The sequence below is a fragment of the Actinomadura sp. KC345 genome (assembly GCF_004348515.1).
Taxonomy (GTDB): domain Bacteria; phylum Actinomycetota; class Actinomycetes; order Streptosporangiales; family Streptosporangiaceae; genus Spirillospora.
In genome coordinates this window covers 1-21,477 of the sequence record NZ_SMKH01000120.1, presented here as the reverse complement: position 1 = coordinate 21,477, position 21,477 = coordinate 1, and the positions used below count along the sequence as shown (strand labels likewise).

Here is a 21,477-nt window from a genome sequence, read left to right as displayed (position 1 = left end):
GTCGGGGCGGGCGCTCAAGCCGGTCGGCAGGATCGCGCGCACCGCCGCGGAGATCCAGGCGACCGACCTGTCCCGCCGCATCCGGCTGTCGGGCCCCCGGGACGAGCTGCGCGACCTGTCCGACACCATCGACTCCATGCTCGACCGGCTCGACACCGCGTTCCACGCGCAGCGGCGGCTCATCGACGACGCCTCGCACGAGCTGCGCAGCCCGCTGGCGATCATCCGCGCCAACGTCGACACCGTGCTGAGCGAGCCGGACGCCCCCGCCGAGGACCGCCGCCGCGCCGTGCAGGTCGTCGACCGCGCCACCACCCGGATGACGCGGCTGGTGGAGGATTTGCTGGCCACCGCGCGCCGGTCCGCCCCCGCCTTCGACGACGCGGACGTCGACCTCGGGCTCGCGGCGGGCGAGGCGGCCGAGGAGTTCGACGCGCTCGCGGCCGCGCGGGGGCTCACCATCGAGCGGCGGCTGCCGCACGGGCTGCCGGTGATCGGCGACCACGACGCGCTGCGCCGCGCCGTGGCCAACCTGGTGTCCAACGCGGTGCGGCTGGCGCCATCCGGCACCGCCATCACGGTCGCCGCCGGGAGGTCCGGCGGACGGCACGGGGGGTGGCAGTGGATCGCGGTCAAGGACGCCGGGCCCGGCATCCGCGCCGACGACCAGGACCGGGTGTTCGACCGCTTCTGGCGCGGCTCGGAGACGCGCCGCACCCGCGACCGCCGCACCGGGCTGGGCCTGGCGATCGTGCGGAGCATCGCCGAGGCGCACAACGGCCACGTGCGGCTGTTCTCCGCCCCGGACGTCGGCAGCACCTTCGTCCTGTGGTTTCCGGTCTCGGCGTCCGGTGGGCACCCGGCCGGTTCTCCGCCGGACACCGATCCCCTCGCCACGGACCCCGCCACCACGAATGGCCACACCACGGGCCCCCACACCACGGGCGGCCCCACGCGCTGAACGGCGGACGGCCTCGGCGGGTCAGAGGCCGAGGCGTCCGGCGTGGCGGGACAGGAAGGCGGCCACCTCGTCCTCGGGCTTGTCCGGGAGGCCCCAGATGATCTCGGTGACGCCCGCCTCCTCCCAGTTCGCCATGTCCTCGGGCGAGGGGCGCGTCGCGGCCAGGACGGAGATCTCCGGACGGCCCGTGCGGCCCGCCTCCTCCCAGGCCGCCTGCAGCGCGGCGGTCTTCGGGAGGATGTCCGCCTCCACCGGGGTCGTCATCCAGCCGTCGGCGTTGGCGGCGATCCAGGCGAACGTCTTCGGGCCGCCACCGGCCCCGATCATCAGCGGGACGTGCGGCTGGGCGGGCTTGGGCCAGGCCCAGGACGGGCCGAAGGAGACGAACTCCCCGGAGTAGGACGCCTGCTCCTGCGTCCACAGCGCCCGCATCGCCTCCACGTACTCCCGCAGCACGGTCCGGCGCTTGCCGGCGGGCACGTGGTGGTCGGCGAGCTCATCGGTGTTCCAGCCGAACCCGGCGCCGATCGTGACCCGGCCGCCGGACAGGTGGTCGAGGGTGGCGATGGTCTTGGCGAGCGTGATCGGGTCCGACTCCACCGGCAGCGCCACGGCCGTGGCGAGCCGGATCGTCGAGGTGGCGGTGACCGCGGACGCCAGGGAGACCCACGGGTCCAGCGTGCGCATGTAGCGGTCGTCCGGGAGCGACGCGCCCCCCGTGCCGGGGTGCGCGGCCTCGCGCTTGACCGGGATGTGCGTGTGCTCGGGCACGTAGAACGTGTGGAACCCGTTCTCCTCGGCGGCCTTCGCGGCGGCGGCGGGCGTGATGCCCCTGTCACTGGTGAAGAGGACGATGCCATGGCGCATGCGTCCGATACTAGAACGCGTTCTAGGAATGCGGACAGGGGCCCGCGGCGGCGTCCCGCTACTTGCGCTTGCCGCGGATGGCCCTGGGCAGCGCGGTGGCCTTCCGGCCGACCTTGAAGCTGACCGAGTTGCGGACGGCGCCCAGCTCCTTCCGGGCGCCGGCCAGGCGGTCCTCCGCCTGCGCCCGCCGCTCCTCGGCCTCGGCGAGGCGCGCCTTCAGCTTGCGCACCTGGTCGTCCTTCTTGGGCTTGCTCGCGGGCTTCTGCTTGATGCGGACGAGCTCCTGCCCGGCGACCTGCTGGACCTCGTGCCAGACGTCCTCCTGCTTCTCCAGCCAGTTCAGGAGGTCCTTCTGGAAGGGCCCGATGTCGCCCCAGGTGCCGTAGAACTTCTGGGGGGTGATGCAGATCGGGCGCAGGCCGTCGACGGTCACCGCCTCCCAGACGGCGGCCGACACGCCCGGAGTGTGCTCGGACCGGTAGTCGTCACAGACGATCACGCCGCCCGTGGGGAGCATCACATGCGCCGCCCGGATGTCGCCGTGGACGTGCTCGTACAGGTGGGACGCGTCCACGTGCACGAAACGGCAGCTCCCGGGCTGGACGTGGTCCAGGATCATCGACGTCGGCCCCTGGACGATCTGCGGGAGCCGGTCGTGGAAGGCGAGGTAGTTCGTCTCGAAGGCCGTACGGGTCAGGCTGGAGTACGAGCGGGCCATCTCCTCCTGGTTGGAGTGGTCCGACGCCTCGGAGTCGAAGAGGTCGCACACGGTGAACGTCTCGCCGTCCCGCGTGTGGCGCCCCATGAGGATGGCGCTCTTGCCGAGGTACGAACCGAGTTCGACGAGGTCACCGGTCTCACCGAGCCGGTCCTGGCGTTCCAGGAACCAGGTGAAGAGCGACTGGTCGATCTTGGGGAACCATCCCTTGACGTCGTCGAGGGAGGCCGGAGGGCCGGACTCTGGGCTGGACATTCTGGACTCCAATGTCACCGTGCTGGGAAGCGGGGAGAGCGCGAACGAACTCGCGTACGTCATCGTGGTCGTACCACCAGGACCGACACTATAAGGGCCGACGCCCCATCGCATTCATGACATTTGCCTACGACCCCGCATTCATCTGACCGCCCATCCCCCGCCCCCGGTGACGCTGCGCTTCGGGGGCGTCCGGGCCGGTGGCGCGCGGCGTCCGCCTGCCGGTATTCTCGTTACTGGCTAGTCAACATTATGACTATCAAGGTGACTGCATGCATCCCTTCCGAGCGGCCGCCGAGGCCGGCGACCGCGCCGCCATCGAGGCCCTTCTCGCCGACGACGTCGTGTTCACGAGCCCCGTGGTCTTCAAGCCGTACTCCGGCAAGCCGGTCACCGCGGCGATCCTGCGCGCCGTCCTGCGGGTCTTCGACGGCATCCGCTACGTCCGGGAGATCAGCGACGGCCGCGACCACGCCCTGCTCTTCGAGGCCAGGGTCGGCGACCTGACGATCACGGGCTGCGACTTCCTGCGGATGAACGACGCGGGCCTGGTCGAGGACCTGACGGTCATGGTCCGGCCGCTGTCGGCCGCCAAGGCGCTCGCCGCGGCGATGGCCGTGGAGTTCGAACAGGTCGAGCGGGAGCTGGCCGCCGACTGAGCCGGGATCACCGAGGTCGGACGCATCTTCGGCAGATGATTGATCACCGTCGCGGTAATGCCTAGATTGGCAGCGTCCATCTCCGATCCCCGCTGAAGGAGCCAACCGTGTCCGTGCGAACCAAGCCCCCGTTCCGGGCCGACCATGTCGGAAGCCTGCTGCGTCCGCCCGAGCTGCTCGCCGCGCGGGAGGATCACGCGCAGGGCCGCATCGACGCGGTCCGGCTCGCCGAGGCCGAGGACGCCGCGATCCGCGACGCGGTCCGGATGCAGCGCGAGGCCGGGCTGCGGTCGGCCACCGACGGGGAGTTCCGCCGCACCTCGTGGCACATGGACTTCATCTACCAGCTCGGCGGGATCAGCCCGGCGGACGAGAAGATCAAGGTGCAGTTCCACAACGAAACCGGGGACATCGAGTTCACCACGGCGGCGCTGGGCGTCCACGACAAGGTCCGGCTGGAGCACACGATCTTCGCCGACCACTTCGCGTTCCTGCGGGACGCCGCCGGGGACGGGGTGACCCCGAAGCTGACGATCCCGTCACCGAACATGGTCCACTACCGGGGCGGCCCGGCGTCCATCGACCCGAAGGTCTACCCCGACATCGAAAAGTTCTGGGCGGACCTGGCCGCCGCCTACTCCGAGCAGGTGCGTCGGCTGGGCGAGCTGGGCTGCGCGTACCTCCAGCTCGACGACACCAGCCTCGCCTACCTCAACGACCCGGCGCAGCGGGCCATGATCTCCGAGCGCGGTGACGACGCCGAGCACCTGCACCTGCGCTACATCCGGCAGATCAACGCCTCGCTGGCCGGGCGCCCCGAGGGCATGAACGTCACCACGCACATGTGCCGGGGCAACTTCCGGTCGTCCTGGACGGCCGAGGGCGGCTACGACTTCGTCGCCGAGGCCCTGTTCGGCGAGCTGGACGTGGACGGGTTCTTCCTGGAGTTCGACGACGAGCGCTCGGGCGGCTTCGAGCCGCTCCGGTTCGTCCCGCCGGGCAAGATGGTCGTGCTGGGCCTGGTGACGACCAAGCACGGCGACCTGGAGTCCAAGGACGACCTGAAGCGCCGCATCGACGAGGCGGCGCGGCACGTCCCGCTGGACCAGATCTGCCTGTCGCCGCAGTGCGGGTTCTCCTCCACGGTGGAGGGCAACGTCCTGAGCGCCGAGCAGCAGGCCGCGAAGCTGCGCCTCATCGCCGAGACGGCCGAGGAGGTCTGGGGCCGGCCCTGACCCGGGCGGTTCCGGGGGGGGTGTCCGGGCCGTCCTCCCGCAAGAGACGGACCCGGCTCCCCCTGACCTCTCCTGTAGCTGACCATCCGGTTAACGGCGGGTGAAGTCATCGCCTTCATCGCCGGTCGTGATCGGCGACCGGCAGTAGGCTCGCCGCGGATGAACACAGGTCAGGAGAGGAAACCGGGTCATTGAGCGTGATCAGTGTCGGCGAGGCCATCGTTCTCGGGATCGTGGAGGGCCTCACCGAGTTCCTCCCGGTGTCCTCGACCGGGCATCTGAAGATCACCGAGGGCCTGATGGGCATCCCGGTGAACGACCGCGCGGTGGTCGGGTTCACCGCCGTCATCCAGTCCGGGGCGATCGCGGCGGTGCTGGTGTACTTCTTCTCCGACATCCGCCGCATCGTCACGGCGTGGGGGCGCGGCATCGTCAACAAGGACGAGCGCTACCACCACGACTACAGGTTCGGCTGGTGGGTCATCTACGCCACGATCCCCGTCGTGATCGTCGGGGTCGCCGCCGAGGGCCTCATCTCCGGCCCGCTGGCCTCACTCTGGGTCGTCGCGGGCTCGCTGCTCGGCGGCAGCGCCGTGATGTGGCTCGCCGACCGGTACGGCAGGCACAAGCGCGGCGAGGGCGACACGTCCCTCAGGGACGCGATGCTGATCGGCTGCTCGCAGATCCTCGCGATGCTGTTCCCCGGGTTCTCCCGCTCCGGCGCGACCATCTCGACCGGGCTCCTGCTCGGCCTGGACCGCGTGGCCGCGACGCGGCTGTCGTTCTTCCTGGGGATCCCCGCGCTGACCGGCGCCGGCATCTACGAGCTGCCGAGCGCGCTGGGGTCGGGCGCCGGCGTCCTCCCGCTGATCGTCGGCACCGTGGTGTCGTTCATCGTCGCCTACGCGTCCATCGCCTGGCTTCTGAAGTTCGTGTCCAACCACAGCTTCACCTCGTTCGTGATCTACCGGATCGTCATCGGCCTGCTGCTCTTCGGCCTGCTCGGCACCGGGACGCTGAACGCCTGAGCCCCGCGTAGATGGGGAACACTGGGCCTGTCGTCCAGAACCGATCACTGAGAGGACGGAGCGCCGAAGTCATGAAGGACGCCATGTGGGCGGGAACCGTGGCCGTCACCGGGCACGAAGGGGCCGAGCTTGAGGCGTATCTGGCGAGACCGCTGAGCGACGCGCCGCGCGGCGGCGTGGTGGTGATCCACCACCTGCCCGGGTACGACGCGGGCACCAAGGAGATCACCCGCACGTTCGCCGCGCGCGGGTACGCGGCGCTCATGCCGAACCTCTACTCGCGGGAGGGCGCCGCCGACCCCGACGACCAGGCCGCCGCCGCCCGCGCCAAGGGCGGCGTCCCGGACGAGCAGCTCGTCGGCGACGTCGCCGGAGCCGCCGCCTACCTGAACCGCCTCGACCACGCCAACGGGAGGATCGGCGTGATCGGCTACTGCTCGGGCGGGCGGCAGGCGTTCCTCGCCGCCTGCTCGCTGGACCTGGACGCCGCCGTCGACTGCTACGGCGCGTTCGTGGTCGAGGAGCCGCCGGAGGACGCGCCGCTCGCCGTCGAGCCGATCGTCTCCAAGGCGCCGGACCTGTCGTGCCCGCTGCTCGGCCTGTTCGGCGAGGACGACCGGTTCCCGGCTCCCGAGGAGGTCGCGACGCTCGACGCGGAGCTGACCAGGCTCGGCAAGGAGCACGAGTTCCACGTCTACCCCGGTGCCGGGCACGCGTTCTTCGCCGTCGAGCGGCCAGCGTTCCGGCCCGAGGCCGCCAAGGACGGCTGGGCGAGGATCTTCGACTTCTACGGCCGCCACCTGAGCGCCTGAGAGGAGACCGCCATGTGCACCTACCAGACCTTCACGGCGGCGCTCGACGGCGCGGCCAAGGGCGCCTCCGGCTGGTTCACGCTGGCCGGCGGCGCCGTCTACGTCGACCACCCGTACCACGCCTGCCACGAGCACACGGTGAACATCGACTTCACCGACCCGGCCGCCGGCCCGTCGGCGCGCGTCGCGGTCGAGCTCACCGAGGAGTCGGCGCTGGCGCTGGTCGACGCGATCCAGAAGGCGCTGGCCGCGGCCCCGCCCGGCCTCGCGTCGGCGGGCGCGCCCGGCCGGAGCGCCGGCGCGGACTGACGCCCGCCTGGTCGACGTGCGGCGTGTCGTTGCTTCCGGCGCGCCCATGGCAGCACCATGCCGCAAGTCAGCGCATCGGCCTCCGGCCGGAGGTCAGGCTCCCGCGTGGGCGCGGCGCAGCTCGGCGATGTCGAGCTTGCGCATCGTGAACATCGCCCTGGTGGCGCGCTCGGCCTTCACCGGGTCGGGGTCGCCGACGAGCTCGTACAGCCCGGCCGGGATCACCTGCCAGGACACGCCGAACTTGTCCTTGAGCCAGCCGCACTGGGACTCCTCGCCGCCGCCCTCGGTGAGGCGGTACCAGTAGTGGTCCACCTCGTCCTGGTCCGCGCAGTGGATCATGAAAGAGACGGACTCGTTGAACGTGAACACGGGTCCGCCGTTCAGGCCGAGGAACTTCTGGCCGTTGAGCTCGAACTCGACGGTCAGCACCTCCCCGGCCGGGCCGTCGTGCGCGCCGGTCGTGCGCATGACGCCGCCCAGCCTGGAGTCCTTGAAGATCGAGACGTAGTGGTTCGCGGCCTCTTCGGCCCGCCCGTCGAACCACAGGCACGTCGTGAATCCACCGGTCGCCATGAGGCACCTCCTTGGTGTGGACCGTTCAGGGAGGCAGACCGTCCCGGTTCCCGGAACTCATCGGTGGCGCGGCCGGAGGGCCCGGTCAGCGGGTGCGGGTGGAGGCGCTGCGGTAGTCGGTGTAGGTGTAGGGGTTGTCGAGGATCTTGGTCTCGGGGACGTCGGGGTTCATCCCCGCCGTCCATGCCTCCTCCCCCATCGACGAGCGCAGGTACTCCACCGTCGACTCGACCCCGCGGCGGGCGGCGGCGAGGTCGGCACCGACGAGGCGGTGCTCGTGCTTGACGACTCGCCCGTCCACCAGGACCGTGTGGACGTCGCCCCGCTGCGCCTGGAACGCGACGTGCCCGTAGGGGTTGAGGACGGGGAACGACACCGGCGAGTCGTCGTTCTTGATCAGGACGACGTCGGCCTTCTTGCCGGGCTCGATGCTGCCGAGGTCGTCGCGGCCGATCGTCCGGGCGCCGCCGCGGGTGGCCCAGTCGACGACCTGGTCGGCGCGCAGGTTGCAGTGCGTGACCGTCTCGCCCTTGGTGTGCGCCTCAAGGTGCATGCGGCAGCGGTCGGCGCCGAGCGTGGTCCGCATGGCGGAGAACAGGTCGCCGCTCCACCAGACGCTCGTGTCCATCGACAGCGAGACGGGGATGTCGTGCGCACGCAGGACCCAGGTGGGCGGATAGCCCTGCCCGGCGCTCTGCTCGCTCTCGGTGGAGACCGAGATCGAGCCGCCCGTGGCGGCGATGCGGTGGTAGGAGTCGGCGGACAGGGACGCCGCGTGCACGTACACCGTCTCGGGCGTCATGAACCCGTGGTCGTGCATCTGCTTGATGCCCTCGTCGCTGGTCGCGCCCCACACGCCGGCGTGGGTGGTGACGGGGACGCCCAGTTCGCGGGCGACCTCGAAGGCGGGCTTCTCCGGGAAGGAGGGGTCGCCGACCACGTCGAACGCGATCTGGAAGCCGAGCATGTCGCCGCCGATGAGCTTGCCCGCGAAGTCGCGGAACTCCGGCGTCCCGGTCCACTCGGCCGGCGGCGCCTGGATGTTGCCGTAGGCGAGGACGAAGCGTCCGGGCACCGAGCGCAGCGCGTCCACGGCGGCGTCGGCGTGGTCGAGGGTCTGCAGGCCGTGCGACCAGTCGACGACCGTGGTGACGCCCGCGTCGATGGCCTCCAGCGCGGCGAGCACGTTGCCCGCGTGGACGTCCTCGGGCCGGAACCGCTTGCCGTGCTCCAGGTAGTACCAGACGAAGTACTGGGTCAGGGTCCAGTCGGCGCCGTAGCCGCGCATGGCGGTCTGCCACATGTGCCGATGGGTGTCGATCATCCCGGGCATGACGATTCCACCGGTCGCGTCGATCTCGGCGGCGCCCTCCGGCACCTGGAGGCCGACTCCGACCGCCGTGATCCTGTCGCCGGTGACGAGGACGTCGGCGCGGTCCAGGACCTCGCGCCCGTCGGCCATCGTCAGGACCATGCCGCCGCGCAGCACCACGGGACGGCCCGGCTCGAACTCGCTCGTGTTCGGCATCGCACGCACTCCTCGTCCTCGGGGCAGTCCAGCCCGGAGTGATCACGGACCAATGTCCGCTCTACGGTCACACCTGCACGCGGCCACTCTTCCCAGCGGTAGTCAAAGTGTCAACCACTTGACCCGGATCGATATCTGCGTGGCAGAATCGGGAGGGCGGACGGACGTCCGCTCCACGGACGAAACCGACCGACGAGCAAGGGAGCCCGATGACGGACGACACCGCGCGCGAAGGGCCGCCGGGCCCCCTGTCCGGGGTGCTGGTGGCGGACTTCTCCCGGATCCTGGCCGGGCCCTACGCGACGATGCTGCTGTCCGACCTGGGCGCCGACGTGATCAAGGTGGAGGGCCCGAAGGGCGACGACACCCGCTCCTGGACGCCGCCCGCCCGGGGCGAGGAGTCGACCTACTACCTCGGCGTCAACCGGGGCAAGCGCTCGATCGCCCTCGACCTGCGGGACGAGCGGGACGCCGCGGCGGGCCGCGAACTGGCCCGCCGCGCCGACGTGCTGATCGAGAACTTCAAGCCCGGCGGCCTCGCCAGGTTCGGCCTCGACTACGACTCGGTGCGCGCCGCCAACCCCGGCATCGTCTACAGCTCGATCACCGGGTTCGGGTCGGGTTCGGGGCGGGACGTCCCCGGCTACGACCTGATGGTGCAGGCGATCTCCGGGCTGATGAGCCTCACCGGCGAACCGGACGGCCCGCCGTACCGGGCGGGGATCTCGGTGTTCGACGTGATGGCCGGCAACCACGCCGCGATCGGGATCCTGGCGGCGCTGCGGCACCGCGACGCGACCGGCGACGGCCAGCTCGTCGAGGTGAACCTGCTGTCGTCGGCGCTGACGGGGCTCGTCAACCACAGCTCGGCGTACGTCGCCGGCGAAACCGTCCCGTACCGGATGGGCAACGCGCACCCGAGCGTGTTCCCCTACGAGCCGCTGCCGACCGCCGACAACGACCTGATCGTCGCCGCGGCGAACGACGGCCAGTTCCGCAGGCTGTGCGAGGTCCTCGGCACCCCGGAGGTCGCGGACGACCCGCGGTTCGCGACCAACGCCGGCCGGACGGCCAACCGCGCTGAACTGCGCCCGATCCTGGTGGAGCGGCTGAAGCGGCGCGGCGCCGTCGCGTGGTTCGAGCTGCTCGTGGAGGCGGGCGTGCCGAGCGGGCCGATCAACACGATCGACGGCGGGTTCGCGATGGCCGAGCGCTTCGAGCTGGACCCGGTCGTCGTCGTCGGCGAGGGCGACCACGCGGTGCCGACCACCCGGCACCCCATCCGCTTCTCGCGGACGCCCGTGTCGTACCGGCTGCCGCCGCCCGGCCTGGACGAGCACGGCGCGGAACTGCGCGCATGGCTCTCCGAGCCGCGGGAGGACGACCGTGGCTGAGCGCCCCGAGTACCCGACCGCGCTGGGCGCCTCCAGCCGCGAGGCGATCACGCTGCTGGGGCACGATCTCGCCAAGGACGTGATGGGCGAGGTCGGGTTCGGAGAGCTGGCGTTCTGGCTCGCGACCCAGCGGCGGCCCGAGCCGGGCGAGACGCGCGTGTTCGAGGCCGTCCTCGCCGCGCTCGCCGACCACGGCTTCACCCCGACCGCGATCGTCACCCGGCTGACGTACCTGTCGGCGCCCGACTCGGTGCAGGGGGCCCTGGCGGCCGGGCTGCTCGGCGGCGGCTCCCGGTTCCTGGGCGTCACCGAGGACACGGGCCGCTTCCTCCACGATGTGCTGAGCTCCCTGGACGGCGATCCGCCCTCCGACGAGGAGGGATGGGACGCCGTGGCGCGGCGGACCGTCCGGGCGGAGCGGGAGGCGAAGCGGTTCGTTCCCGGGCTCGGCCACCACGTGCACAAGGACGGCGACCCGCGCACTCCCCGGCTGATGGAGATCGCCGCCGAGGAGGGGCTGTTCGGGCCGCACCTGTCGCTGTTCGCCGCGATCGGCCGCGTCCATCCCGAGGTGCTGGGCAGGGAGCTGCCGCTGAACGGCGCCGGCGTGTGCGGCGCGGCGCTCGCCGACCTCGGCCTGCCGCTGGAGCTGCTGCGCGGGTTCGCGCTGCTCGCCCGCACCGCCGGGCTGATCGGGCAGCTCGCCGAGGAGCTGCGCCACCCGGTCGGCAACGAGATCTTCCTGTCGGTGGACCTGAACAACCGGTCCGTCGCCCCCGACCCCTACTCCCCCGGAGACCGTCATGGCTGAACTGGTCGCTGTGATCGCTTCGACCCACCACCCCTTCTACTACCGAGCGAGCACGGCGACCGGAGAGGACCGCCCCGGCTTCGCGGACGAGTGGGTCCGCAAGGTCGAGGCGTTCCGCGAGACGCTCACCCGGGCCAGGCCGGACGTCCTGGTGATGGTCGGGTCCGACCACTTCCACCAGTTGTGGCTGGACAACATGCCGCAGTTCCTCGTCGGCAAGGCGCCGTTCTACGACGCGAACTGGTACAACGAGGAGCGCGAGTTCGGGCTGCCCAGGATGCTGATGAAGGGGCAGGAGGACCTGTCGGCCTACATCCTGCGCGAGGGCATCGACGCCGGCTTCGACCTCGCGTTCTCCAACGAGCTGCGCATCGACCACTCGATCACGTGCCCGATCATCACGCTGCGCCCGCAGAACGACCTGCCGATCGTCCCCGTCTACACCAACATCTTCGCGCCGCCGCTGCCGCGGCCGAAGCGGTTCGTCCAGCTCGGCCGGACGATCCGGGAGCTGGTCGAGTCGTGGCCGGGGAACCAGCGGGTCGCGGTGATCGGCACCGGGCACCTGTCGCTGGAGCTGGGCGGCCCGCGCCAGTTCGGCCCGCACGGGCCCGACCCCGAGTTCGACGCCAAGGCCGTGGAGTGGATCTCCTCCGGCGACATCGAGGGCTGCCTGTCGGAGGTGACGCTCGACAGCCTGCACGCCCCCGGCAACGCCACCCACGGGTTCATGGACTTCATGCTGATGATGGGGGTCGCCGGCGAGGGGAAGAAGGCCGACTACGCCGACACCTACGACCTGTTCCACACGATGGAGGCCTACTTCACGTGGTACCCGAACGGAGCGGGCAAGTGAGCAAGTACCTGCTGAACAAGTTCCTCTACACCGTCGACCGCGATCCGGACCTCGTCGAGCGCTACCGGGCGGAGCCGGAGGCGACCGTCGCGTGGTGGGAGGAGGAGCAGGCCAACCGCATCATCAACTGCCACGGCGGCGAGGCGAGCACCTGGCTGCGGTTCGACGACGCCGAACGCGCGGCCCTCGCGGGGCACGACTACCCGACGCTGTTCGAGCTGGGCGCGCACCCGTTCCTCACGCTGACGCTGTTCATCGCGATGTTCGAGCGCGACCACGACGAGCCGCTCGGGTTTCAGCTGGAGTACGCGCGGAAGCTCGCGCACATGACGCTTCCCTACCCCGACATCGCGACCTGACGTGCGCGCCGCCGAGATCCGCGAGTGCGGCCGCCCGCCGGTCGTGGCGGAGCGGCAGGCGCCGGCGCCCGGGGACGGCGAGGTGCTCGTGGACGTCCTCGCCGCGCCCCTCACTCCGCTCGACCTGCTGTGCGCGACCGGGACGTCCTACTTCGGCAAGCCCGCGACGCCGTACGTGCCGGGCGTCCAGGGCGTCGGGACCTGCGGCGGCCGGACGGTCTGGTTCCCGAGCCCCGCCGGCATGGCGCCGGGCGACGGGAGCATGGCCGAGGCCGCGGCGGTCCCGGAGGCGGCGCTCGTCGAGCTGCCGGACGGCGCCGACCCCGTGCTCCTGGCCGCGCTCGGGCTTTCCGCCGTCGCCGCGCACATGGCGCTGACCTGGCGCGGCGAGCTGGCCGCCGGGGAGCAGGTCGTCGTGCTCGGCGCGGGCGGCGTCGTCGGGCAGGCCGCCGTCCGGCTCGCCCGGACGGCGGGCGCGCGGCGGGTCGTCGCGGGCGCGCGGTCGCCGGCCGCGCGGGAACGGGCGGCGCGGGCCGGGGCGGACGCGGTCGTCGCGCTCGACACCGGCGACGTCGCCGAGCTCGCCCGCCGGTTCGCCGAGGCCGCGGACGGCCCGGTGGACCTCGTCCTCGACCCGCTGTTCGGCGCCCCGGCGGCGGCCGCGGCGCGGGCGCTCCGGCCGGCCGGGCGGCTGGTCAACCTGGGCTCCTCGGCGGGCGAGACGTGCCCGATCGAGTCGTCCACCCTCCGCGGGAAGTCGCTGCGGCTGCTCGGCTACACCAACAACGAGCTGACGGCGGAGCAGCGGGCCGGGGCGATCACGTTCGTCGCCGGGGAGGCCGCGGCGGGGAGGCTCGCGGTCGCGCACGAGACCGTCCCCCTGGACGACGCGGCGGCGGCGTGGCGGCGTCAGGGCGAGGGGACGGCGGAGGGCCGGATCGTCCTCACCCCGCGGCCGGCCGGGTGACCTGCGGGACGGTCTCCAGCCGCGCGAAGTCGGCGCTGATCTCCCCCGCCGTGTGCAGCAGCAGCGGCAGGTGCTCCTCAAGGAGCCGCTCGACGGGCGTCTCGGCGGCGTGGGTGTTGACGTTGAGGCCCGCGATGACCGTGCCCGAGCCGTCGCGCAGCGGCGCCGCCACCGAGCGGATGCCGCGCGCGAGCTGCTCGTCGGTCATCGCCCATCCGCGTGCCCGCACCTCGCGCAGCTCCGCGTCGCGGTCCTGCTTGGACAGGTGGACGCGCGGCTCCAGGCCGGAGCGCGTGGGCTCGGCGAGGATCCGGTCGACCTCGGCGGAGTCGAGCGCCGCGAGCTGGACCTTGCCGAGCGAGGTCTGCAGGGCGGGGAACCTCGTCCCGATCTGCACCGCCAAGGCGACGATCTTGGGGACGGCGACACGGGCGACGTACACGATGTCGGACCCGTCGAGCTGCGCGATCGAGCACGACTCGTTCGTCCGCTCGGAGAGGCGCTCCATGTGGGGGCGCGCGACGTCCCACAGCCCCATCGACCGCACGTAGGACACGCCGAGGTCGAGGACGCGCGGGGTGAGGGCGTACCCCCCGTCGCCGGCGCGCACGTAGCCGAGCTCGCCGAGGGTGAGCAGGATGCGGCGGGCGGTCGGCCGCGCGAGGCCGGTGGCCTCGGCCACCTGCGCCAGCGACATCACGGGACGGCGCGCCTCGAACGCGGTGATGACGTCGAGGCCGCGGGCCAGCGCCTCGATGAAGTCCGGCCCGGCGCCTTCCCGTGGCATCGATCGTCCCCTCGCCGTCCCGCAGACCCTGTCGAGTGTCCATCATACGGACACCTGACCGGCTCGTGGGCGGCGCACCCGGATCACGGATAGAAGCGGAAGACCGGCTGGAGGACGCAGGCGGGCTTGTCCCCGTTCTCGACCTCGACGACCAGGTCGGGGGTGAGCTCGACGCCGCCGCCCGCGACCCCGGCCACGCCGGTGAGCGTCCCGGTCAGCCGGATGCGCGCCCCGGACGGGACGGGCGCGGGGAACCGGACCTTGTTCAGCCCGTAGTTCACCTTGGTCGTGACGCCGGTGACGTCGAGCAGCTCCGTCCAGAGCGGGATGACCAGCGAGAGCGTCAGGTAGCCGTGCGCGATGGTGCCGCCGAACGGGCCGTCCTTCGCTCGCGCGGGGTCCACGTGGATCCACTGGTGGTCGTCGGTGGCGTCCGCGAACATGCCGATGCGGACCTGGTCCACCTCCAGCCACCGGCCGGCGCCGAGCGAGCCTCCGGCCAGGCTCTCCAGGTCCTCGAACGCGACCGTCGTGGTCATGCCGTCTCCTTCTCCGCCAGCCGCAGGGCACGGACGGCGTTGTCCTTGAGGATCTTGGGCCGGACGTGCGGCTTGATCTCCAGCTCCGCGAAGTCGGCCCGCCACCGGTCCGGGGTGATGACCGGGTAGTCGGAGCCGAACAGCACCTTGTCCTGCAGGAGGCTGTCGGCGTACCGGACGAGCTGCGGCGGGAAGTACTTCGGCGACCAGCCCGACAGGTCGATGTAGACGTTCGGCTTGTGCGTGGCGACGGCGAGCGCCTCGTCCTGCCAGGGGAACGACGGGTGCGCCAGGATGATCGTCAGCTCGGGGATGTCCACGGCGACGCCGTCCAGCATCATCGGGTTCGACAGCCCCAGCCGGATGCCCCCGCCGCCCGGCATGCCCGCGCCGATGCCGGTCTGGCCGGTGTGGAACAGGGCCGGGACGCCGTGCTCGGCGGCGACCTCCAGGAGCGGGTAGGCGCTGCGGTCGTCGGGCGCGAACCCCTGCAAGGACGGGTGGAACTTGATCCCGCGGACGCCGCGCTCCTCGACGAGGCGGCGGAACGTCCGCGCGCCCGCGCGTCCTTTGGCCGGGTCGATGCTCGCGAACGGGATGAGGACGTCGGGGTGCTCGGCGGCGGCGTCGGCGATCTTCTCGTTCGACAGCGCCGGATGCCCGGTGGCGCTCTCGATGTCGACGCTGAACACGACCGCGGCCGTGCGCCGCTCACGGTAGTAGGCCGCGATCTCGTGGACGCCGGGCGTGTGGTGCCCCCCGCCGAAGTACTTCGCGGACGCTTCGAGGTAGTCGTCGGGCAGCGACCGGCGGCCCCGCAGGTCGGTCTCGACGTGCACGTGCACGTCGATGGCCTCCAGCGCGTCCAGGTCGAGGCCGGTCATCGCGCCGGCTCCGGCGCCTCGGGGAGGTTCTCCCCCACGCCCTGCTCGTGCTCGGCGAAGATCGTCGGCCAGGCGGCGGCGATGTCGTCCGCGCCCCAGCCGCCGTCCCGGTAGGCGGCGACGGCCTGCGTGGGATGCGTCCACAGCGACAGCCGGTCGCCGCCGACGCCGATCGCCTGCCCGGTGATGCCGGACGCGGCGTCGGAGGCGAGGAACGCCACCAGCCCGGCCGCGTCCTCCGGCGTGCCGAAGGCCAGGGCACGGCGGGCGAACGGCGGCATCTCCCCTCCCCGCCGCATCGTCTCGACGAAGGGGGCGAGCGTGGGGATCGTCTCGGTCATCGCGGTCGCCGCCACGGGGACGACCGCGTTGACGGTGACGTCCGCGCGGGCCAGCTCCATCGCCCAGGTGCGGGCGAACCCGACGATCCCGGCCTTGGCCGCCGCGTAGTTCGTCTGGCCGACGTTGCCGCGCTGCCCGGCCGGCGAGCCGACCAGGATCAGCCGGCCGCCCTCGCCCTGCTCGCGGAACCGCACCGCCGCGGCGCGGGCGCAGGTGAACGTGCCCCTCAGATGCACCTCGACGACGGTGTCGAAGTCGTCGTCGGTCATCTTCCACAGGATCCTGTCGCGCAGGACGCCGGCGTTGGTCACCATCACGTCGAGCCGCCCGAACTCGTCCACGGCCCGTCCCACCAGGCTCTCGGCGGCCCCGGCGGCGCCGACCGCGGCGGCGTGCGCGACGGCCCGCCCCCCGGAGTCGCCGATCTGCTCCGCCGCGGCCTCCGCGGTGGCCGGGTCCGCGTCGTTGACGACGACGGAGGCGCCCGCGCGGGCGAGTTCACCGGCGTAGGCGAGGCCGAGGCCCCGACCGGCGCCGGTGACCACCGCCACCTTCCCGTTCAGCTCCATGGCCACCCTTCCCGGTCCTGCTCGTCCAGTGCGGTCTCCCTGGCCCAAGAAATTAGATTCCAAAGTGTCGTGCGTCAAGATTTCATCGAATAACCTTGGTCACGGCGGTGCCGGGCGCACGGCATGCTGTGACGGGACCGCCGACGACCGGACGACCGAGCGCGAGGAGAGGACGAGGATGACCGCCGAGCAGGACTCGTTCCCGGGCACCCGGCCGCGCCCGCGTGCTCCGCAGCAGTTGCTGTTCAGCTTCCTCGGCTCGCTCGTCCTCGACCGCGGGTACCCGCCGATCGGCTCCAAGGTCTTCCTCACCCTGCTCGGCGACCTCGGGGTGGCGGAGGCGGCCGGACGGGCGACGCTCGCGCGGATGACGCGCAAGGGCCTGCTCGCCCGGGTCCGGGAGGGGCGCACGGCCCGGTTCTCCCTCACCCCGTGGGCGGAGGACCTGCTCCGCGAGGCCAAGCCCCGGGTCGACTCGCCGGCGCCGTTCACCCACCCGGACGGCGAGTGGACGCTGCTCAGCTACTCCATGCCGGAGAGCCGCCGGGACCTGCGCCACCAGATCCGCGCCCGGCTGATCTGGGCCGGTTTCGGGGGCCTGCGGGACGGGCTCTGGATCGCTCCGGGACGCGTCGACATCGGCGCCGTCTTCAAGGACCCCGAGTTCGCCGAGATGGCGGAGCTGGCCGACGGGTTCTACTCCGTCCCGGTCGAGGGCACCGACGTGCCGAAGCTCCTGCACCGGGCCTGGGACGTCGACGCCATCCGCGCCGAGCACGAGTCGTTCATCGCCGCCTGGACACCGGACCGGGGCCGGGCGGGACGCCCGCTGACCCGCCTCACCCTCCTCGGCGCCGACTGGCTCCAGGTGCTGCGCACCGACCCCGGCCTGCCCGCCGAGCACCTCCCGGACGGCTGGCCCGCCGCCGAGTCCACCGCCCTGTACCGGGAGCGGTTCGACACGCTGGAACCGGACGCGACCGCACGGCTCCGCGTACTCCTGGACGCCGACCCCGGCCGGCGCTGAACCCGGGAGGCCGCCCGGCCGTATCCCTGGCGAACCACCACCGGCCAACCACCACCGGCCGGACCGCCATCCAGCGGACGAAACGGTCGGACACCGCCTCCCCGGCCTGGGCGGGCGTCCTCGCGCACGAGGAGCACCTTCCGTGTCATCGGACTCGATCGATCCGGGCCTGCTGCGCAGGAACGCGCACAGCCCGTCCTTCTTCGCCCTGCAGCGAGCCACGTCGGGGCATCGGGACCTGGTCGACTTCTGCATCCCCTGCAACCCCTACTTCCCGACTCCCGGGATGTTCTCGCAGCTCGCGGGCGCGATGGAGCAGATCCTGAAGTACTACCCGAGCGACGCCGACACGATCACCGCGGAGCTGTGCTCCGTCCTCGGGCACAACCCGCAGACGGTGGTGATGGGCAACGGGTCCACGGAGCTGATCACCTGGATCGACCACCTGCTGGTCCGCGAGAGCCTCGCCACGCCGATCCCGACGTTCGGGCGCTGGACGGACCAGCCGCTGGAGACCGGCAAGCGCGTCGACATGTTCCAGCTCCACGAACTGCGCGGCTTCGAGTTCGACGTGGACGCGTTCGTGCACTTCGTCCGCGCGCGCGGCTCGCGGGTCGCCGTCGTCTGCAACCCCAACAACCCCGACGGCGGCTACGTCCCGCGGCGCGAGATCGTCCGGCTGATGGACCTGCTGATCGACCTGGACCTCGTCATCGTGGACGAGTCGTTCCTGGACTTCGCGGACGCCGAGGCGCACACCAGCGTCGCCGACGAGGCCCGCATCCGGCCCAACGCGATCGTGCTGAAGAGCCTCGGCAAGAACTTCGGCCTGCACGGCATCAGGTTCGGGTACATGGTCGCGAACCCCGCGCTGGCGCAGACGGTCCGTGCCGCGCTGCCGAAGTGGAACCTCAACTCGTTCGCCGAGGTCGTGGTGTTCCTGCTGCGCGAGCACGGCGCGGAGTACCGGGAGAGCCTGCGGCTGCTGGCCCGCGACCGGCTCCTGATGGCGCAGCAGCTCGCGTCGCTGCCGGGGCTGAAGGTCTTCCCGTCCCAGGGCAACTTCATCATGGTCAAGCTGCCGGACGGCCGGGACGGCGTCGCCCTGCGCGACCACCTGATCTCCCGGCACGGCGTGTTCGTCCGCGAATGCGGCAACAAGCTGGGCTCGACGAGCCGGTTCGTGCGGCTGGTCGTCCGGCCGCAGCACGACGTGCAGCGGCTCCTGATCGGACTCGGCTCCTACCTCTACGGCACCGCCTCGGACCCCTTCGGCGCCCCCTCGGAGGCGCCGCCCGACAACGTCGTGGCCCCCGGGCACGGATGGGGCGACGCCGCGCGGCCGGGCGGCGGCGCGGGCCCCGCGGAGCAGGATCCGCCGGCGGCGAGCCACCACGCCGAGCCGCGGCTTCCCGAGCCCGCCCCGCATGAGGATTTCCGCGCCGCCATTTAAGCAATGGCCGAAACATCGGAAAGACGAGTTCGTCGCCTAGGTGATCTAGCCGGATGGTCCTCCCGCGCCTTACGTTGGCAGCGTCACCATTCGCTTTGCGCGCATTAACGGCGCGTTCCGGCATGATCTCTGGAGTGGACTTCAATGGAGAATCCGCACGTCATCGATCCCACCGGCAGCGACGTTCAGGGTGAGGCGGCGAAACTGCGGAAAAGAGGGACGGTGACGCCCGTGGAACTGCCCGGCGGCGTGACCGCGTGGGCGGTGACCGGCCAGGAGCAGCTCAAGCGGCTGCTCGCCGATCCGATGGTGTCCAAGAATCCGAACCTCCACTGGGCCGACTGGATCAACGGCGAGGTCCCGCCGGACTGGCCGCTGGCCCTGTGGGTGTCGGTGCAGAACATGTTCACCGCCTACGGCGACGAGCACCGCCGGCTGCGCACGATCATCTCCCGGGCGTTCACCCCGCGGCGCAGCGAGGCCCTCCGGCCGGCCGTCGAGCAGATCACCCGGGACCTGCTGGAGGGGCTCGCCGCGGCCCCCGGCGGGCGGGCCGACCTGCGCGAGGAGTTCGCCTACCCGCTGCCGATCGAGGTGATCTGCCGGCTGTTCGGCGTCCCGGACGCGTCCCGCCCGAGCCTGCGCCGCTGCGTCGACGGCGTCTTCAACACGGCCCTGACGCCCGAGGAGTCCCTCGCCAACCAGCAGGAGATGTACGCGATCCTGCAGGACCTCGTCGAGTTCCGGCGCCGCGAGCCCGCCGACGACCTGGCGGGCGTCCTGATCTCCGCGCGGGACGACGACGGCTCGCGGCTCAGCGAGGCGGAGCTGGTGGACACGCTGATCCTGATGATCTCCGCCGGCCACGAGACCACGGTGAACCTGCTCGACCAGGCGATCACGGCCATGCTGACCCACCCGGAGCAGTACGCGCTCGTCCGGTCCGGCGCGGTGCCCTGGGACGAGGTCATCGAGGAGACGCTGCGCTGGCAGGCGCCCGTCGCGAACCTGCCGCTCCGCTACGCCGTGGAGGACATCGACGTCGACGGCGTCACGATCCGCAAGGGCGAGGCGATCCTCGCGGCCTACGCGGCGGCGGGACGGGACCGCGCCCTGCACGGCGACGACGCCGACCTGTTCGACATCACGCGCGCCGACAAGGAGCACGTCTCGTTCGGGTACGGCGTGCACTTCTGCGTGGGCAAGCACCTCGCGCGGATGGAGGCCGAGATCTCGCTCCCGGCGCTGTTCGGGCGCTTCCCCGATATGGCCCTGGCCGTCGACCCCGCCGAACTGCGCCCGGTGGAATCCTTCATATCCAACGGCCACCGCGAACTGCCCGTCGAGCTGAATTCCTGAGGCGGATTCCGTTTCTTCGGTCGTTTCCCCGGCCGATCGGCGCGAAAGGCCGGGGAAACGGCCGGCCGGGCACCTTTTCCGTGCGTCCCGCCGGTGTTTTGAGGTCTAGGTGGTGCGGCGGGCCCGCGCGCGGCGTTTCCCCTCGTGCATGGCCTGGACGCGGGCGATCGGGATCGTGTGCCCTTCCTCGATCAGATCGGGCGGCAGCTCCTGCGGATCCGGCATGAGATCGGCCCAGAGGTCGCGGCCGGCCAGCAGATCGGCCGCGTTGCGGATGGTGAAGTCGGCCGGGGCGACGCCGTCCAGCTCGTCCCACGGGACGGGGAACGAGACCGGCGTGCCGGGACGGATCCGCGGGCTGTACGCGGCCACGACGGTCGCGCCGCCCGCGCGGGTCGAGTCGAGGAACACCTTGCCGGCGCGGTCCTCGCGGATGAAGGCCGTCGTGGCGAGCTCCGGGTCGAGGCGCTCGGCGCGGGCCGCGAGCGCCCGGGTGGCGGCGGCCACGTCGTCGGCGGCGGCCGAGCCGCCGAGCGGCACGAACACGTGGACGCCCTTGGCGCCGCTCGTCTTGACCGCCCCCTCCAGGCCGGAGTCCGCCATCGCCCGCCGTACCAGGCGGGCGGCGCGGACGGCGGCGCCGAAATCGTCCGGAACCGGCGGGTCGAGGTCCATGACGAGGTGGGTCGGCCTGTCCCAGGCGTCGTTGCGGAAGAGCGGCGGGTGGTACTCGACGGCGCGCTGGTTGGCGAACCAGAGCAGGGTGCGGCGGTCGTCGCACAGCGCGTACGACACCTCGCGCTGGGACGTCTCCGCCCACACCGCGACCGTCTTCACCCAGGACGGCGTGTATTTCGGGACGTTCTTCTGCATGAACGGCTTCTGGCCCCGCAGCACGCGCTTGACCGACAGCGGCCGGTCGGCGAGCTGCGGGACGATGCGGCCGGCGACGGCGTCCAGGTAGTCCACCAGGTCGCGTTTGGTCGCGTCCGCCCCCTCGAACAGGGACTGGTCGAGGTTCGTCAGCCGGACCCCGTCACGCTCCTCATCGGCGCTCACAGCCCAAGCTTCGCACGCGGCACCGACGAACGGTCCCCCGTGCGCAGGACGCCGCCGCGGGTCAGCGGGTGCGCCAGGGGGATTCCGGTGCGGTGGGGCGGGGGTCGGCCACCACCTGGAGGG

At 71.9% G+C, this 21,477-nt stretch carries 23 protein-coding genes; 14 read left to right on the top strand and 9 right to left on the bottom strand.

What is annotated here, in order from left to right; genetic code table 11:
- On the top strand, positions 1-961 hold a 961-nt coding region (locus E1281_RS20635), incomplete at its 5' end, for a HAMP domain-containing sensor histidine kinase (RefSeq protein WP_131880628.1).
- A gap of 21 nt (positions 962-982) precedes the next feature.
- On the opposite strand, the gene E1281_RS20630 is transcribed toward E1281_RS20635, so the two are convergent.
- The gene (locus E1281_RS20630) at positions 983-1,828 is read right to left on the bottom strand and encodes an LLM class F420-dependent oxidoreductase (protein WP_131880626.1); all 846 of its coding nucleotides are present in this window, start codon (positions 1,826-1,828) and stop codon (positions 983-985) included.
- Between the two features lie 58 nt (positions 1,829-1,886).
- Positions 1,887-2,801 carry a class I SAM-dependent methyltransferase gene (locus tag E1281_RS20625; RefSeq protein WP_207943389.1) on the bottom strand — a complete coding sequence of 305 codons (915 nt, stop codon included), beginning with the start codon at positions 2,799-2,801 and terminating at the stop codon, positions 1,887-1,889.
- A 272-nt stretch (positions 2,802-3,073) separates the two neighbouring features.
- Between E1281_RS20625 and E1281_RS20620 the strand changes: the two genes are divergently transcribed.
- From E1281_RS20620 to E1281_RS20600, 5 genes are all read left to right on the top strand, one after another.
- On the top strand, positions 3,074-3,460 hold the full coding sequence (locus E1281_RS20620; protein WP_131880624.1) for a nuclear transport factor 2 family protein: 387 nt from the start codon (positions 3,074-3,076) through the stop codon (positions 3,458-3,460).
- 107 nt (positions 3,461-3,567) lie between these two features.
- Positions 3,568-4,695 carry a 5-methyltetrahydropteroyltriglutamate--homocysteine S-methyltransferase gene (locus E1281_RS20615; RefSeq protein ID WP_131880622.1) on the top strand — a complete coding sequence of 376 codons (1,128 nt, stop codon included), beginning with the start codon at positions 3,568-3,570 and terminating at the stop codon, positions 4,693-4,695.
- Between the two features lie 197 nt (positions 4,696-4,892).
- A complete protein-coding gene (locus tag E1281_RS20610) occupies positions 4,893-5,723 on the top strand; it encodes an undecaprenyl-diphosphate phosphatase (protein WP_243717166.1) in 831 nt (276 codons plus the stop codon).
- Between the two features lie 71 nt (positions 5,724-5,794).
- Positions 5,795-6,535, top strand: a complete 741-nt coding sequence (locus tag E1281_RS20605) for a dienelactone hydrolase family protein (RefSeq protein ID WP_131880618.1) — start codon at positions 5,795-5,797, stop codon at positions 6,533-6,535.
- A gap of 12 nt (positions 6,536-6,547) precedes the next feature.
- Positions 6,548-6,844 carry a DUF6295 family protein gene (locus tag E1281_RS20600; protein WP_131880616.1) on the top strand — a complete coding sequence of 99 codons (297 nt, stop codon included), beginning with the start codon at positions 6,548-6,550 and terminating at the stop codon, positions 6,842-6,844.
- 93 nt (positions 6,845-6,937) lie between these two features.
- On the opposite strand, the gene E1281_RS20595 is transcribed toward E1281_RS20600, so the two are convergent.
- Together E1281_RS20595 and E1281_RS20590 are read right to left on the bottom strand one after the other, a co-directional pair.
- Positions 6,938-7,420 (bottom strand): VOC family protein, encoded by a 483-nt coding sequence (locus E1281_RS20595; protein WP_131880614.1) that lies wholly within the window; start codon positions 7,418-7,420, stop codon positions 6,938-6,940.
- Between the two features lie 85 nt (positions 7,421-7,505).
- Positions 7,506-8,948: an amidohydrolase family protein gene (locus E1281_RS20590; protein ID WP_131880612.1), complete on the bottom strand. Its 1,443-nt coding sequence runs from the start codon at positions 8,946-8,948 to the stop codon at positions 7,506-7,508.
- Positions 8,949-9,157: 209 nt separating this feature from the next.
- On the opposite strand from E1281_RS20590, the gene E1281_RS20585 reads away from it, so the two are divergent.
- From E1281_RS20585 to E1281_RS20565, 5 genes are read left to right on the top strand one after another with little or no spacing between them, the layout of a single operon-like run.
- Positions 9,158-10,342 (top strand): CoA transferase, encoded by a 1,185-nt coding sequence (locus tag E1281_RS20585; protein WP_131880610.1) that lies wholly within the window; start codon positions 9,158-9,160, stop codon positions 10,340-10,342.
- Positions 10,335-11,153 (top strand): citryl-CoA lyase, encoded by an 819-nt coding sequence (locus E1281_RS20580; RefSeq protein ID WP_131880608.1) that lies wholly within the window; start codon positions 10,335-10,337, stop codon positions 11,151-11,153. Before E1281_RS20585 ends, E1281_RS20580 begins: the two co-directional genes overlap by 8 nt.
- Positions 11,146-12,009 (top strand): extradiol ring-cleavage dioxygenase, encoded by an 864-nt coding sequence (locus E1281_RS20575; RefSeq protein ID WP_131880606.1) that lies wholly within the window; start codon positions 11,146-11,148, stop codon positions 12,007-12,009. Before E1281_RS20580 ends, E1281_RS20575 begins: the two co-directional genes overlap by 8 nt.
- A complete protein-coding gene (locus tag E1281_RS20570; protein ID WP_131880604.1) occupies positions 12,006-12,368 on the top strand; it encodes a hypothetical protein in 363 nt (120 codons plus the stop codon). The genes E1281_RS20575 and E1281_RS20570 overlap by 4 nt, the downstream gene beginning before the upstream one ends.
- Position 12,369: 1 nt before the next feature.
- Positions 12,370-13,335 carry a zinc-binding alcohol dehydrogenase family protein gene (locus tag E1281_RS20565; protein WP_131880602.1) on the top strand — a complete coding sequence of 322 codons (966 nt, stop codon included), beginning with the start codon at positions 12,370-12,372 and terminating at the stop codon, positions 13,333-13,335.
- Here the strand turns inward: E1281_RS20565 and E1281_RS20560 are convergent.
- The 4 genes from E1281_RS20560 to E1281_RS20545 form a co-directional block, all read right to left on the bottom strand.
- Positions 13,313-14,122 (bottom strand): IclR family transcriptional regulator C-terminal domain-containing protein, encoded by an 810-nt coding sequence (locus E1281_RS20560; protein WP_131880600.1) that lies wholly within the window; start codon positions 14,120-14,122, stop codon positions 13,313-13,315. The two genes, E1281_RS20565 and E1281_RS20560, sit on opposite strands and share 23 nt — an antisense overlap.
- Positions 14,123-14,205: 83 nt before the next feature.
- A complete protein-coding gene (locus tag E1281_RS20555) occupies positions 14,206-14,661 on the bottom strand; it encodes a MaoC family dehydratase (RefSeq protein WP_131880598.1) in 456 nt (151 codons plus the stop codon).
- On the bottom strand, positions 14,658-15,545 hold the full coding sequence (locus E1281_RS20550; protein WP_131880596.1) for an amidohydrolase family protein: 888 nt from the start codon (positions 15,543-15,545) through the stop codon (positions 14,658-14,660). The genes E1281_RS20555 and E1281_RS20550 overlap by 4 nt, the downstream gene beginning before the upstream one ends.
- Positions 15,542-16,456, bottom strand: a complete 915-nt coding sequence (locus tag E1281_RS20545; protein ID WP_131880594.1) for an SDR family NAD(P)-dependent oxidoreductase — start codon at positions 16,454-16,456, stop codon at positions 15,542-15,544. The genes E1281_RS20550 and E1281_RS20545 overlap by 4 nt, the downstream gene beginning before the upstream one ends.
- Before the next feature lie 178 nt (positions 16,457-16,634).
- On the opposite strand from E1281_RS20545, the gene E1281_RS20540 reads away from it, so the two are divergent.
- From E1281_RS20540 to E1281_RS20530, 3 genes are all read left to right on the top strand, one after another.
- On the top strand, positions 16,635-17,483 hold the full coding sequence (locus tag E1281_RS20540; RefSeq protein ID WP_131880593.1) for a PaaX family transcriptional regulator C-terminal domain-containing protein: 849 nt from the start codon (positions 16,635-16,637) through the stop codon (positions 17,481-17,483).
- 142 nt (positions 17,484-17,625) lie between these two features.
- Positions 17,626-18,936, top strand: a complete 1,311-nt coding sequence (locus tag E1281_RS20535) for an aminotransferase class I/II-fold pyridoxal phosphate-dependent enzyme (protein WP_131880591.1) — start codon at positions 17,626-17,628, stop codon at positions 18,934-18,936.
- 222 nt (positions 18,937-19,158) lie between these two features.
- Complete coding sequence (locus E1281_RS20530) at positions 19,159-20,295, top strand: cytochrome P450 (RefSeq protein ID WP_243717164.1); 1,137 nt, start codon at positions 19,159-19,161, stop codon at positions 20,293-20,295.
- Between the two features lie 105 nt (positions 20,296-20,400).
- Here E1281_RS20530 and E1281_RS20525 read toward each other — a convergent pair whose 3' ends face one another.
- Positions 20,401-21,354 (bottom strand): ATP-dependent DNA ligase, encoded by a 954-nt coding sequence (locus E1281_RS20525; protein ID WP_131880587.1) that lies wholly within the window; start codon positions 21,352-21,354, stop codon positions 20,401-20,403.
- Positions 21,355-21,477 lie beyond the last annotated feature (123 nt).

Coding starts and splice junctions, on each gene's coding strand:
- E1281_RS20630 (WP_131880626.1), bottom strand. CDS start 1,828: ATGCGCCATGGCATCGTCCTCTTCACCAGTGACAGGGGCATCACGCCC.
- E1281_RS20625 (WP_207943389.1), bottom strand. CDS start 2,801: ATGTCCAGCCCAGAGTCCGGCCCTCCGGCCTCCCTCGACGACGTCAAG.
- E1281_RS20620 (WP_131880624.1), top strand. CDS start 3,074: ATGCATCCCTTCCGAGCGGCCGCCGAGGCCGGCGACCGCGCCGCCATC.
- E1281_RS20605 (WP_131880618.1), top strand. CDS start 5,795: ATGAAGGACGCCATGTGGGCGGGAACCGTGGCCGTCACCGGGCACGAA.
- E1281_RS20600 (WP_131880616.1), top strand. CDS start 6,548: ATGTGCACCTACCAGACCTTCACGGCGGCGCTCGACGGCGCGGCCAAG.
- E1281_RS20595 (WP_131880614.1), bottom strand. CDS start 7,420: ATGGCGACCGGTGGATTCACGACGTGCCTGTGGTTCGACGGGCGGGCC.
- E1281_RS20590 (WP_131880612.1), bottom strand. CDS start 8,948: ATGCCGAACACGAGCGAGTTCGAGCCGGGCCGTCCCGTGGTGCTGCGC.
- E1281_RS20585 (WP_131880610.1), top strand. CDS start 9,158: ATGACGGACGACACCGCGCGCGAAGGGCCGCCGGGCCCCCTGTCCGGG.
- E1281_RS20575 (WP_131880606.1), top strand. CDS start 11,146: ATGGCTGAACTGGTCGCTGTGATCGCTTCGACCCACCACCCCTTCTAC.
- E1281_RS20560 (WP_131880600.1), bottom strand. CDS start 14,122: ATGCCACGGGAAGGCGCCGGGCCGGACTTCATCGAGGCGCTGGCCCGC.
- E1281_RS20555 (WP_131880598.1), bottom strand. CDS start 14,661: ATGACCACGACGGTCGCGTTCGAGGACCTGGAGAGCCTGGCCGGAGGC.
- E1281_RS20550 (WP_131880596.1), bottom strand. CDS start 15,545: ATGACCGGCCTCGACCTGGACGCGCTGGAGGCCATCGACGTGCACGTG.
- E1281_RS20545 (WP_131880594.1), bottom strand. CDS start 16,456: ATGGAGCTGAACGGGAAGGTGGCGGTGGTCACCGGCGCCGGTCGGGGC.
- E1281_RS20540 (WP_131880593.1), top strand. CDS start 16,635: ATGACCGCCGAGCAGGACTCGTTCCCGGGCACCCGGCCGCGCCCGCGT.